The sequence below is a fragment of the Rhizobium croatiense genome (assembly GCF_019793465.1).
Classification (GTDB): Bacteria; Pseudomonadota; Alphaproteobacteria; order Rhizobiales; family Rhizobiaceae; genus Rhizobium; species Rhizobium croatiense.
Genome location: NZ_JAILYJ010000003.1, coordinates 453,077 through 466,051, shown reverse-complemented (window position 1 = coordinate 466,051; position 12,975 = coordinate 453,077). Strand labels below are relative to the sequence as shown.

Below are 12,975 nucleotides of genomic sequence, written 5' to 3'. Positions count from 1 at the left end.
TAGCCCGATGCGCATCGCTCTCCTCATCACCCTTCTCGCCACCATCGCCGGCCTTTCCGCCTGCCAGACGATGACGCCGGAGGAGCGGCGGGCGGCGGATGAGCGGCAGTGCCTGAGTTATGGTTTCCGCCGCGGCTCAGATGGTTTTGCCACCTGCCTGCAGCGCATCGATCTCGACCGCCGGGCTGAATCACGGGCGCAAAGTGCCGAGATGATGAACCGCATGGCCTGGGATCTGAACGGCCCCTATGTCTACCGCGATCGCTGGCGGTATCGCTACTGACCACCGAAGGCGCCGCCGGCGTCTTTACCTGCCCGCTGAAATCACCGCCTGCGCCGCCGCCAGTCTGGCGATCGGCACGCGGAACGGCGAGCAGGAGACATAATCGAGGCCAATCGTCTCGCAGAAGCGGATCGAGGCCGGGTCGCCGCCATGTTCGCCGCAGATGCCGAGCTTCATGTCGTTGCGGGTGCGCCGGCCGCGTTCGGCGGCGATGCTGATCAATTCGCCGACACCGTCGAAATCGAGCGAGATGAAGGGATCGTGCTCGATGATGCCCTTGCGCTGATAGGTGGGGATGAAGGCGGAGGCATCGTCGCGCGAGATGCCGAAAGTCGTCTGCGTCAGGTCGTTGGTGCCGAAGGAGAAGAATTCGGCGGCTTCGGCGATCACGTGGGCGCGCAGGGCTGCGCGCGGCAGCTCGATCATCGTGCCGACGAGATAATCGATCTTCATGCCGGCCTCGGCCATGACATCGCCGGCAACCTCGTCGATGCGGGCCTTGACGTAATCGAGCTCGGAGCGCAGGCCGACCAGCGGCACCATGATCTCAGGCACGACCGCAGCACCGGTCTCCTGGGCTGCGGCCACCGCCGCCTCGAAGATGGCGCGCGCCTGCATTTCGACGATTTCGGGATAGGAGATCGCCAGCCGGCAGCCGCGATGGCCGAGCATCGGGTTGAACTCGTGCAGCGCATCGACGCGCTGGCGCAAAGCGAGTGGCTCCATGCCCATGGCGAAGGCGACTTCGGCGACCTCGTCATCGGTCTTCGGCAGGAATTCGTGCAGCGGTGGATCGAGCAGGCGAATGGTCACCGGCAGGCCGTGCATGACGGTGAAGAGGCCGGTGAAATCCGTGCGCTGCATCGGTAAGAGCTTGTCGAGCGCCAGCCGCCTGCCCTTCTCGTTTTCGGCGAGAATCATCTCGCGCATGACATGGATGCGCTCGCCCTCGAAGAACATGTGCTCGGTGCGGCAAAGGCCGATGCCCTCGGCACCGAAGGAGCGGGCGGCCATCGCATCGGCCGGCGTATCGGCATTGGTGCGCACGGTCATGCGCCGGGCGCGGTCGGCCCAGCCCATGATGCGGCCGAAATCGCCCGAAAGCTCCGGCTGGATCATCGGCACCTCGCCCTTCAGCACCTGGCCGGCCGAGCCGTCGATGGTGATGATATCGCCCTTCTTCAGGGTGACGCCGATGCCGAGCAGCCGCTCGTTGCGTTGATCGATGCGCATGGTGCCGGCGCCGACGACGCAAGGCGTGCCCATGCCGCGGGCGACGACCGCCGCATGGCTGGTCATGCCGCCGCGCGTCGTCAGGATGCCTTCGGCGGCATGCATGCCGTGAATATCTTCCGGGCTGGTCTCGACGCGCAACAGGATCACCTTGCGGCCTTCCGATTCCGCCTCGACCGCCTCTTCGGCGGTGAAGACGATGGCGCCGGTGGCAGCCCCCGGCGAAGCCGGCAGGCCGGTGCCGATCACCTGGCGGGTGACGCGCGGATCGATCGTCGGGTGCAGCAGCTGGTCGAGGCTTGAGGGTTCGATGCGCAGCACCGCTTCCTCCTCGGTAATCACCTTCTCATCGACCATGTCGACGGCGATCTTCATCGCCGCCCGGGTCGAGCGCTTGCCGGCGCGGGTCTGCAGCATCCACAGCTTGCCGCGCTCGATGGTGAATTCGATATCCTGCATGTCGCGATAATGGATCTCGAGCTCGGAACAGATGCGGCTGAGTTCCTGGAAAGCCTCCGGCATCAGCTTTTCCATCGAGGGCTTTTCCGAGCCGGAGGAAATCCGCCCCTCCTCGGTGATGCTCTGCGGCGTGCGGATGCCGGCAACGACATCCTCGCCCTGCGCATTGACGAGGAATTCGCCGTAAAGCGCCTTCTCGCCGGTCGAGGGATTGCGGGTGAAGGCGACGCCGGTCGCAGACGCATTGCCGAGATTGCCGAAGACCATCGCCTGGATGTTGACGGCGGTGCCCCAGCCTTCGGGAATATTGTGGAGCTGGCGGTAGGTGACGGCGCGCGCGCTCTTCCAGCTGGAAAAGACCGCGCCGACCGCGCCCCAGAGCTGGACTTCCGGATCCTGCGGAAACTGCTGTTCCAGCTCCTCCTCGATCAGCGTCTTGTAGAGGGAGACGATATGCTGCCATTCGCTGGCACTGATCTCGGTATCGAACTCGTGGCCGAGCTTGGCCTTCTCGTCTTCGAGGATCTCCTCGAAGGCATCGTTGCCGAGACCCATGACGACATCGGCATACATCTGGATGAAGCGACGGTAGCTGTCCCAGGCAAAACGCGCGTCGCCGGCATCATGGCCGAGCGCCTGCACGGTCTCGTCGTTGAGGCCGAGATTGAGCACGGTGTCCATCATCCCCGGCATCGAGACGCGGGCGCCGGAGCGCACGGAGAGCAAGAGCGGCTGGCTGACCGAGCCGAAATGGCGGCCGGTGATCGCCTCGATCGCCGCTATGCCGGCGCGAATCTCGGCCTTCAGCCCGTCCTCGATATGGCCGCCATTGTTGTAATAGGTGTTGCAGGCGTGACTGACGATCGTCAGTCCCGGCGGAACGGGAAGGCCGAGCGCGCACATTTCTGCGAGATTGGCGCCCTTGCCGCCCAGAATTTCATGGTCGCGCGCGCCGCCCTCAGCCTGTCCGTCGCCGAACCTATAGACCCACTTGGTCATCTTCCCCCCAACACCACGGAAGGATCAGCGTGATCCTTCAGCTGTCGACTGCCTCGCCCTCCTTCCGGCGTCATCCCAGGCCTTGTCCGGGGGATAACGAAGAGAAACTTGGCCGGCATTGTCAGCAGCCTCCATGATTAGCTTAATGCCTTGGAGTTGAAATGAAAATCGACAAATGCGGCAAAAATGCTGCGCCGCACAATATTTTCGCGGGCAATCCGGTCAAACTATGAACCGCGCCTGATGGGAACAAGGCATAAAAAAAGCTTTGCGGGGCTGCAACATTGCCCCGCAAAGCCTTGTTTCCGTCCGGCCAGGAAAACCGGACGGGGGGTCCCGCAACCCGGAACGGTTCATGGAACCATTCCGATCGTTGTTTTCCGCAATGCCTGGAAAGCCGCCTTACGCCCCCGTCATTGCTCCAAACAGCTCCCCGGATTCTTGCCCTCTACCCGGAAAGCGCATCGCAAATTCGACATCCGCCACGCTGAGCGCCCGCTTTTTTCAGCAAAGTAATCAGGTTGCGTTGAAACAACTTCTAATGCAAGTCAGCGAAAAGAGCATCACCCAAATGGGGTACGGGGCGCAAGACAGCCGACCTTTTTTGGTGTTTATCGCCGAATGCGCGAAAAATGCACGCCGATTGATCGGAACTTGAAGCTCCCAAGGCCGGGACGCCCCTCGGCGCCCGCCATCGGAGGCGGCTCGGCGAGATGCAAGAAGCATTCCGAGCGACCATGACGGAAACGCCCCGCTCCTCCGTCATCCCAGGCCTTCGAGCCTGGGATCCATTCCACCTGGCGACACCATCCCAGGCGTTTCGCAGCGGCGGCAACCATGGTAAGCCAATCGCGCCGTTGAATGAGGACGGCTGTTTCAGAGATCATCGACATGGGCGTCAGAAACTATCTGATTGAAGGCGTTTCCGGCGCCGTCAAGACCGCGGTGGCCGAAGAGCTGCAGCGGCGTGGCTACCATGTCGTCCATGGCGACCGGGAGCTTGCCTATCGCGGCGATCCCACGACCGGAAAACCGGTGGACGCGCCTGCCGACGAGAGCGTGGCGGACCGCACCGCATGGGTGCACGCGCATCACCTCTGGGATGTCGGGAAGGTCAGAGCCATGATCGTCGATCGACGCAGCCTCATCTCGTTCTTCTGCGGTGGCTCTCGCAATCTTCCCCGCTTCGTCGATTGGTTCGACGCGGTTTTCGAGCTCGATGTCGATCTCGACACGCTGAAGCGCCGGCTTGCCGCCAAGCCCGAAGACGAGTTCGGCGGACGACAGGCCGAACAGGCGCTGATCATGCGATTGCATGCGACGAAAGAGGATATTCCCCAGCATGCGCTGCGCATCGACGCCACGGCGCCGCTCGCCGTCGTCGTCGACGAGATTCTGTCGAAATGCGGCGAGGCAGAAGGCTGACGTGCGGCGCCGGCAGGGCGTTCGCCCTATGCGAAGCGGCGGCGAGGACTATCTCGAATATCGATGTCGGAACCCCGTCCGGCCGGACGTCTTCAAGACAGACAGCGATGGAGGAAGCGATGACGATCACCATTACCGCCTTTGAGCGTTCGCCCGATCGCGGCCGCGGCCTGGCGCGCGACATGCGGATTCGCTGGGCGCTCGAGGAAGTGGGGCAGCCCTACGAGGTTCGCCTCGTCTCCTTCAAGGCGATGAAGGAGCCGGCGCATCTGGCGCTCCAGCCTTTCGGGCAGATCCCGACCTATGAGGAAGGCGATCTCACCTTGTTCGAGTCCGGCGCGATCGTGCTGCACATCGCCGAGCGTCACGGCGGCCTGCTGCCGGACGAAACCAATGCTCGGGCGCGGGCGATTTCATGGATGTTTGCCGCGCTCAACACCGTGGAGCCGCCGGTCTTCGATCACAGCCTCACCAGGATCCTCGAACGTGACCAGCCCTGGTACGAGCAGCGCCTGCGCGCGCTCGAGGAGAGCATCCGCAAACGGCTGGACAGCCTTTCCGCCCGCCTCGGCGATGCCGACTGGCTCGATGGCGCCTTCAGCGCCGGCGACCTGCTGATGGTCTCGGTGCTGCTGCGGCTGAAATCATCGAACATCCTGGACGAATACCCGAACCTCGCCGGCTATGTCGCCCGCGCCGAGGCGCGCCCGGCCTACCAGCGCGCCTTCGCCGCACAGCTGGCGGTGTTCCAGGCCGCGTCGGGTGGGTGAGTGGATCAGGCCGGGTCGGTGAACAGTCCCACTGTAGAGAAATAGAAGCCGAGTGGCTTGGTTGTGGATCCCAGGGTCAAGCCCTGGGATGACGGAGAGGTGGTTGGCTTTGCTGCCAGACGCACCGCCGATGCAGCTTTCTCCGTCGCGCTCGGTTGATCGCGCCCGGCGCGGCTCGTGTCTCCTGGCACCACCTCTGCTCCGTCCACTCGGATCTTCTCTCCTCCGTCGAGCGAGCACCACCTCCGCCGTCAACCTGGCACCACCTCTCCTACGCCACCCAGGCACCACCTCTCCTCCGTCATTCTGGCACCACCTGTCCTCCGTCAACCTGGCACCACCTCTCCTCCGTCATCCCAGGGCTTGACCCTGGGATCCATGCGGCTGGCACTGGGTGAATAGCGAAGGCGTCCAACCGCAGAGAAATGGAAGTCCACCTGCTTGGTCGTGGATCCCAGGGTCAAGCCCTGGGATGACGGAGAGTGTGGTTGGCGTTCTCGCCAGACGCACCGGCGATGCAGCGTGCTCCTCAGCGCCGGCCGTAGCTTCATCGCGCCCGGCGCGGCCAGGCACCACCTCTCCTCGGTGATCCCAGGGCTTGACCCTGGGAGCACAGCCGCCACGCAAACCTTACGCGATCTCGCGCAGGCGTTCGGCGGTCTGCAGGTCGACGGAGACCAGGGTGGAGACGCCCTGTTCGGCCATGGTGACGCCGAAGAGGCGGTTCATGCGGGCCATGGTGATCGGGTTGTGGGTGATGATGACGAAGCGGGTTTCGGTGGAGGCCGCCATTTCGTCCATCAGGTTGCAATAGCGCTCGACATTGTGGTCGTCGAGCGGCGCGTCCACCTCGTCGAGCACGCAGATCGGCGCCGGATTGGTGAGGAAGACGGCAAAGATCAGCGCCATTGCCGTCAGCGCCTGTTCGCCGCCTGAGAGCAGCGTCATGGTCTGCGGCTTCTTGCCGGGCGGCCGGGCCAGGATTTCGAGGCCGGCTTCCAGCGGGTCGTCGGATTCGATCAGCTGCAGCTCGGCGGTGCCGCCGCCGAACAGATGGGTGAACAGCCGCTGGAACTGGCCGTTGACGACGTCGAAGGCGGCGATCAGCCGTTCACGCCCTTCGCGGTTCAAACTCTGGATGGCGCCGCGCAGCTTGCGGATCGCATCGATGACGTCGTCGCGCTCCTTGATCAGCGCTTCGAGCTTTTCGCTCAGTTCCTTCTGTTCCTCGTCGGCGCGCAGGTTGACGGCGCCGAGCCGCTCGCGCTCCATCTTCAGCCGCTCCAGATCGCGCTCGACCTCGCGCGGATCGGGCAGCGCCTGCATCGGCTGCAGGCCTGTGAGCCGCAGCGCCTCGTGCGGGGGAACGTTCAGCACCTCGCGGATGCGGCTTTCGCTTTCCTGCCGCTTCTCGCGGGCCGAGACCAGGCGCTCCTCGGCGCGGCCGCGGCGTTCGCGGCATTCGGCAAGTTCGGAAAGCGCCGTTGCCGCCTTGTGGTCGGCCTCGCGCTGGATGCGTTCGGCCTCGGCCAGGAGATCGCCGGCATTGCGGCGCGCCTCCTCGGCCTTCTGCAATTCGGAGAGCAGGGCCCGGCGCTTGTCGTCGAATTCATCAGGCGCCATTTCCAGATCGGCCGCCTCTTCGCGTGCCTCTTCCTCGCGCTCGCGCAGTGTCGCGACATGATTTTCGCCGCTTGCCGCCCGCTGGCGCCAGGTCTCGCGCTCCTGGCCGATCGCCATGATGCGGCGCTGGCGGGCTTCGTTTTCCCTGGCGAGGCTTTCATGGCGGGCGCGGGCCTCGGCCAGCGCGCCGCGGTCGGTCGCCAACTCCGCCTGCTGGAAACGCAGCCGCTCGTCGATCTCCGTCAGATCGGGCGCGTCCTCCAGCTCGATGCGGGCATTTTCCTCCTGGATGCCGATCTCCTCCAGCTGCGCGCCGAGCTGGCTAGCAGCCTCGCTGACGACATCGCGGCGGCGGATCAGATCGCCGGAGGCACGCTCGGCCGCGGCAAGCGCATCGCGCGCTTCGGCCAGATGACGCGCCGACAGCCGGCTCATGTCGCGGGCTTCGGCGAGCTTGCGTTCTTCCACCCGGATCGCCTCGGCGGCGGCCGCCTGCCGTTCCTCGGCTTCGGCAAGCACGTCACGGGCGATCGCCGCCTCGCCTTCGAGCTCGGCCAGGCGGTTTTTCTGGGCAAGGCGCAGGGCGGCAGCGCTCGGAGCATCGGCGCCGGCGACATGGCCGTCCCAGCGATAGACGGCGCCTTCTCTCGTCACCAGGCGCTGGCCGGGCTTCAGCGCCGCCATCAGCGCTTGCGCTTCGGCCTCGTCGACCAGGCCGATCTGGCGCAAGCGGCGGGTGAGCGCGGCGGGGGCGCGGACATGGGTCAACAGCGGTGTGGCGCCTGCGGGAAGCGCGGGATCGCCGGCGCCATCGCCATTCTGCGACCAATGAGCCGGCGCCTCGGCATCGAGCGGCGACTCCAGATCGTCGCCGAGCGCAGCCCCCAGCGCGGTTTCGAAGCCGCGATCGACCTTCAGCTCGTCGGCGACCGGCGGAAACTTGCCGGCGGCCGCACCGGCGGCGAGCATGCGGGAAATGGTGCGGGCCTCGGTTTCGATAGCATTGAGGCCGGCGCGGGCCTGCTCGACCGGGGCGCGGGACAGCGCTTCGGTCTGGCGGGCGGCGGCCAGCGCCTGCTCGATGCCCTGGACGGCGGCTTCGGCATCGGCAAGCGCGATTTCGCCGGCCTCGACGATGGCGCGCTTCTCGTCGGGATCGGGCAGGCCGGCGATCTTTTCACCGATAGCCGCAAGTTCCTGGTTGGCCTCGTTCATCTGCCGTTCGAGGCGCATGCGACGGTCGGCGAGATCGCGGATGGCGCGCTCCAGCTGGTTGCGGCCGGCAGCAGCCTCGGCCCGCTCGGCGGTCAGCTGGGCGAAGATGCGTTCGCTGTCGGCAAGCTTTGCCGCCGCCCCCTCGAAAGCCTCGCGGGTTTCCTCGGCATAACGGCCGGAATCGGCGAGGATTTCCGTTATTTCCGCCTCTTCGGCGTCGAGCTTGGCGAGAATGACGGCATTGTCGGCGACCAGCCGCTCCTCGCGGCGGATATCTTCCGCCAGCTGGGCGAGACGGCGAGTCAACTCGTCGCGGCGGCGCAGGATGCGGCCGGCATCCTCCTCCAGCTGGCTGCGGGCGATCTGCAGGCGCTGCAACGCGGCGGCGGCGCGCGCCTCGCCCTCGCGCAGTTCCGGCAGTTTCAGGCTGGCGATGCCCTGGTTCTTGGCCGCCTCCATCTGGGCTTGCGCCTTTTGGGCGACGATGACGGTTGCCTGGTTCAGCGCGCTGTCGGCCTCGGCTTCCGCCTCCTTGGCCTGCACCCAGCGGATATGCAGCAGCATCGCCTCGCGGCCGCGGATATCGGCCGACAGCGTCTTGAAGCGGTTGGCCTGGCGGGCCTGGCGCTTCAGGCTCTCGATCTGGCTTTCGAGCTGCGAGGTGACGTCGTCGAGGCGTTCGAGATTGGTTTCGGCGGCGCGCAGGCGCAGTTCGGCCTCGTGGCGGCGCGAATGCAGGCCCGAAATGCCGGCCGCCTCTTCCAAGAGCTGGCGGCGGGCCTGCGGCTTTGCCTGGATCAGCTCGCCGATGCGCCCCTGGCCGACCATCGAGGGTGATCGCGCCCCGGTCGAGGCGTCGGCAAACAGCAGCTGCACGTCCTTGGCGCGGCTTTCCTTGCCGTTGATGCGATAGAGCGAGCCCTGTTCCCGCTCGATGCGGCGGGTGACCTGGATCTCGTCGGCATCGTTGAAGGCGGCGGGCGCGGTACGCTCGCCATTGTCTAGATAGAGCGCGACTTCGGCGGTGTTGCGCGCTGGGCGGTTGCCGGAACCGGAAAAGATCACGTCGTCCATGCCCGAGGCGCGCATGTTCTTGTAGGAATTCTCGCCCATCACCCAGCGCAGCGCCTCGACGAGGTTCGACTTGCCGCAGCCGTTCGGGCCGACGACGCCCGTCAGCCCCCGCTCGATGATGAATTCCGTCGGCTCGACGAAGGATTTGAAGCCGACCACGCGCAGCTTGTTGAACTTCATGCGGAAATATCCACGGCAGGAAGCCCCCTCATCCGCCCTACGGGCACCGACCGGGGTTGAGCCACGGGTCTCAACCCGTCCTTCGGACCCCCTCTGGGGAAAAGAGGGAATCGAGACGCTGCGGCAAATCCCCTTCGCCCCAGCGGGGAGAAGGTGCCGGCAGGCGGATGAGGGGGCCACAGCAGCAAACTGCGCCGAAAACGAAAAACGGGCGCACGGCTTTCGCCGTCGCCCGTCATCGTCAAACGGTCCGGTTCAGATGAGGCTGTCGATGAGCTTCGACATGGTGTCAACCGGCATGTCTCCAGAATAGCGCTTGCCATTGATGAGGAACGTTGGCGTGGCATCGACGCCGAAATCCTTGGATCCCCTTTCCCGCGTGGCGTTCACTTCATCCAGAAGCTTCTGGTTCGTCAAGCATTTCGTGAAGCTATCCTCAGTAAATCCGGCCAACTTCGACATCTGCAGCAGTGCGGCGCGGCCATCATCGGCGGCGGCCCAGACCTGCTGCTGCTTGAACAGCATCGAAACCATCGGGAAATACTGCTCCGGCGTGCTCATCTGCCCCGGAGTGGCGGCGCTGCAGCGGGCGAGCATGAAGGCGGCGGCAGCGCGCGGATCGAAGGGGAATTCGCGGATGATGAACTGCACCTTGCCGGTATCGACGTATTTCTGCTTGATCGTGTCGAAGGTGGTGTTGTGGAAATGGGCACAATGCGGGCAGGTCATCGACATGTATTCGACGATCTTGACAGGAGCGTCAGCCTTGCCCAGCGCCATTTCCGGCAGCGCGCCGGGTTTCAGCACCTCGGCCATGTCGACATCGCCGTCTGACTCCGGCATGCCGGTCGCCGACGTCGCCGACGTCTGCATGGTATCGACATTGGCGCCATCGGCCATGGTCTTGCCGGAGGACGAAGCATCGGCAGCGTCCTTGCTGTCGTTGCAGGCGACAAGCGCTGCAGCAGCTGCGGCGATGGCGATCCCACCCAGGAGGCGGCGTTTCGTCAGTTGCATTTCGGACATCTGCATGGGTTCCCCATAGGTATGAGAGTGACGGCGTGACTGTGCGATATAACGGCTGACGGCCGCTCACAAGCCACGGTTCGCCAACTTCCTTCAAAGAATTGTGACCGCGATGGGACCGAGAGCCTGACCTCGCGTCCGAAATGCGCGATTCTCAGTTTCGGTGGAAGGCCGAAGGCGTATTCCTGCCGGCGTAGAACAGCCTCAGCACCTGTACCCGATCCTCGGTGATCCGGTAAGCAATGGTCACACGCCGCTCGAAAACCAAAATGCGAACGCCCGGAGCAAAATCCTCGCGCGGCGATCCCCTTTCCGGCATGTCTTCGAGCTGATGACAAAATTGTCGCAGCCGGCGGATGAATTCGATCGCCGCCGGGCGATTGTCGGCAGCAATGAATTCATAAATTTCAAACAGATCCTTCTCCGCTCTGGGGCGAAACACGACCTTAAACGCCACCACGCCCAGCCTTCATCCGGTCCGCATGCAGACGTTCGAGCCGCTCAAAAACCGTATCAGCATCAACGTCCGAACCCGGATCGTCGATCGCCTCACGAATTTTCTGACGCATGATTTCGTCGATCGCATCTTCTTCCCGGTCGAGTGCGCGCAACGCAGCGCGGATAACCTCGCTTGCTGAGCTATAGGCACCTGATTGTAGCCGCGCGTCCAAGCTTTTCTGCTGGCTGCCGAGCGTGACTGTAATGGGTTTGCTGCTGCGCATCCTGTTAGCTCCGGTCAGATCATTACAGTGTAATACACCTGCGCTGCAGTTCAAGAGAGGTTTAACGTCTCCGCTCAGGCCAGCTTACGTGCAAACTGCGCGCGGATCGCTTGGCGACGTTTTTCAGGCGGCTGATCTTTGGTTTCGGCGAGAAGCTGACGCATACGCGGGCTGAGCACCAGGCCTTCAACCGCACTGATTTTTTCGGCACGGGCTTGAGTCAGGCCGCCTATCTTGGCGTTGCGGGAAAATTTGGGCGTCTTGCTCATCAGCGCCCACTTCCCCGCTTGCCCATCACGGCGGTCCCCAGCCGCTGGATCGCCTGGCGCAGCTTGTCGCCCTCTATCCCCTCCATCATGCCTTCGAGCTTACGGGCGGCTTCGCCTTTCAGCGGCTGCGGGGTGCGGGAGCGGCGGACGGCCTGGGAGACCGGCTTCTGGACGATGCGGATCTGGTGGACGGCGGCGAAGCCGAAGAAGCTGTTGATGCGCTGGATGAGTTCGCCCTGGGCATGGGTGAGGAAAAGCGCGCGCGCGCCTTCGCAGGCGATCGTCAGCACGCCGGGGCGGAAGCCGCCGTCATCGCCGCCGCCGCGGGCCCAGGCGATCTTTTCCGGGCGGGTGCAATCGGCGAAATCCTCGCCGGCGATTTCGCTCCACGAGCCGAGCAGAGCCGTGTTGATGCCGGCGCGGCGCGCCAGGACGGGATCGATCAGCCCGTTCGCCAGCTCGGAAATCTGCTTTACATCTTTGCGTGGATAACTCATCGAAACCCTTGGGCACGGCTGCCAATCGGCGCGGCCGCCTTGATCGCTGGCCATTGCTTCGCCAAGTATAGGCACTTCCCCCGATCCCGGCAAATCATGACGATCACGACACCCGACACGCCCACCGCAAAGCCCCTGCTCGACTGGTACGACCGGCACCACCGCGACCTGCCCTGGCGGGTGTCGCCCGGCATGGCGGCCAGCGGCGTCAAACCCGATCCCTATCGCGTCTGGCTGTCGGAGGTGATGCTGCAGCAGACGACGGTGCAGGCGGTCAAACCCTATTTCGAGCGGTTTCTCACGCGCTGGCCTGAAGTCACCGACCTTGCCGCGGCCGAAAGCGATGCCGTCATGGCCGCCTGGGCCGGCCTCGGCTATTACGCCCGCGCCCGCAACCTGAAGAAATGCGCCGAAGCGGTGGCGAAAGAGCATGGCGGCGTCTTTCCCGATACCGAAGCCGGCCTCAAGTCGCTGCCGGGCATCGGCGATTATACGGCCGCCGCCGTCGCGGCCATCGCCTTCAACCGGCAGGCGGCCGTCATGGACGGCAATGTCGAGCGGGTGATCTCCAGGCTCTATGCGATCGAGGCGCCGCTGCCGGGCGCAAAGCCTGTGATGAAGGACAAGGTGGCGCTGATGACGCCCGCCGATCGGCCCGGCGATTTCGCCCAGGCGATGATGGATCTCGGCGCGACGATCTGCACGCCGAAGCGGCCGGCCTGTTCGCTCTGTCCGTTCCGGGGATCGTGTCAGGCGCTGACGCTTTCCGATCCCGAGCTCTTTCCCGTCAAGGCGGCGAAGAAGGAGAAGCCGGTGCGCCAGGGTGCCGCCTTCATCGCGGTCACGGGCGACGGTGAGATCCTGCTCAGGCGGCGGGCGGAAAGCGGCCTGCTCGGCGGCATGACCGAAGTGCCGACGACGGCCTGGACGGCACGGCTCGACGGTGAGACGTCAGTTGCGGCCGCACCCTTCGATGCGGCCTGGCAGGCCTGCGGCATCGTCATCCATGTCTTCACCCATTTCGAACTCCGGTTGTCGATCTGGCGCACGGCGATCACCGCAAAGCCGAAGCCGAATGGTGGCGTGAATGACGAATGGTGGGAGCCGGTTACAAATCTTGAGGCGCAGGCCTTGCCGACCGTCATGAAAAAAGCGATCGCAGCGGCTATTCCTCTCGCGTTCAAAACATCCAAGGCATAA

The 12,975-nt window shown here is 64.7% G+C and carries 12 protein-coding genes; 5 read left to right on the top strand and 7 right to left on the bottom strand.

What is annotated here, in order from left to right:
• Positions 1–7 precede the first annotated feature (7 nt).
• Positions 8–283: a hypothetical protein gene (locus K6M89_RS07870; protein ID WP_097579914.1), complete on the top strand. Its 276-nt coding sequence runs from the start codon at positions 8–10 to the stop codon at positions 281–283.
• 24 nt (positions 284–307) lie between these two features.
• Here the strand turns inward: K6M89_RS07870 and ppdK are convergent, their stop codons facing one another.
• Entirely contained in the window at positions 308–2,974 is a 2,667-nt protein-coding gene (gene ppdK / locus K6M89_RS07865) for a pyruvate, phosphate dikinase (RefSeq protein WP_222139014.1), read from the bottom strand.
• Between the two features lie 355 nt (positions 2,975–3,329).
• Here ppdK and K6M89_RS07860 point away from each other — a divergent pair, with 355 nt between their 5' ends.
• The 3 genes from K6M89_RS07860 (at position 3,330) to K6M89_RS07850 (ending at position 5,169) form a co-directional block, all read left to right on the top strand.
• Complete coding sequence (locus K6M89_RS07860) at positions 3,330–3,632, top strand: hypothetical protein (RefSeq protein ID WP_222139013.1); 303 nt, start codon at positions 3,330–3,332, stop codon at positions 3,630–3,632.
• A 233-nt stretch (positions 3,633–3,865) separates the two neighbouring features.
• Positions 3,866–4,399: a nucleoside/nucleotide kinase family protein gene (locus K6M89_RS07855; RefSeq protein WP_222139012.1), complete on the top strand. Its 534-nt coding sequence runs from the start codon at positions 3,866–3,868 to the stop codon at positions 4,397–4,399.
• A gap of 119 nt (positions 4,400–4,518) precedes the next feature.
• Positions 4,519–5,169: a glutathione S-transferase family protein gene (locus tag K6M89_RS07850; RefSeq protein WP_222139011.1), complete on the top strand. Its 651-nt coding sequence runs from the start codon at positions 4,519–4,521 to the stop codon at positions 5,167–5,169.
• 630 nt (positions 5,170–5,799) lie between these two features.
• Here the strand turns inward: K6M89_RS07850 and K6M89_RS07845 are convergent.
• From K6M89_RS07845 to K6M89_RS07820, 6 genes are all read right to left on the bottom strand, one after another.
• Positions 5,800–9,261, bottom strand: a complete 3,462-nt coding sequence (locus tag K6M89_RS07845) for a chromosome segregation SMC family protein (protein ID WP_222139010.1) — start codon at positions 9,259–9,261, stop codon at positions 5,800–5,802.
• Between the two features lie 255 nt (positions 9,262–9,516).
• Positions 9,517–10,287 (bottom strand): DsbA family protein, encoded by a 771-nt coding sequence (locus K6M89_RS07840; protein WP_438826581.1) that lies wholly within the window; start codon positions 10,285–10,287, stop codon positions 9,517–9,519.
• A 154-nt stretch (positions 10,288–10,441) separates the two neighbouring features.
• A complete protein-coding gene (locus K6M89_RS07835) occupies positions 10,442–10,729 on the bottom strand; it encodes a type II toxin-antitoxin system RelE/ParE family toxin (RefSeq protein ID WP_312038614.1) in 288 nt (95 codons plus the stop codon).
• A 4-nt stretch (positions 10,730–10,733) separates the two neighbouring features.
• Positions 10,734–11,009 carry a type II toxin-antitoxin system ParD family antitoxin gene (locus K6M89_RS07830; protein WP_183918799.1) on the bottom strand — a complete coding sequence of 92 codons (276 nt, stop codon included), beginning with the start codon at positions 11,007–11,009 and terminating at the stop codon, positions 10,734–10,736.
• Positions 11,010–11,083: 74 nt separating this feature from the next.
• Positions 11,084–11,278 (bottom strand): hypothetical protein, encoded by a 195-nt coding sequence (locus K6M89_RS07825; protein ID WP_222139008.1) that lies wholly within the window; start codon positions 11,276–11,278, stop codon positions 11,084–11,086.
• Entirely contained in the window at positions 11,278–11,775 is a 498-nt protein-coding gene (locus K6M89_RS07820; RefSeq protein WP_097663862.1) for a DUF721 domain-containing protein, read from the bottom strand. The genes K6M89_RS07825 and K6M89_RS07820 overlap by 1 nt, the downstream gene beginning before the upstream one ends.
• A 96-nt stretch (positions 11,776–11,871) precedes the next feature.
• Between K6M89_RS07820 and mutY the strand changes: the two genes are divergently transcribed.
• Positions 11,872–12,975: an A/G-specific adenine glycosylase gene (mutY, locus tag K6M89_RS07815; protein ID WP_097579925.1), complete on the top strand. Its 1,104-nt coding sequence runs from the start codon at positions 11,872–11,874 to the stop codon at positions 12,973–12,975.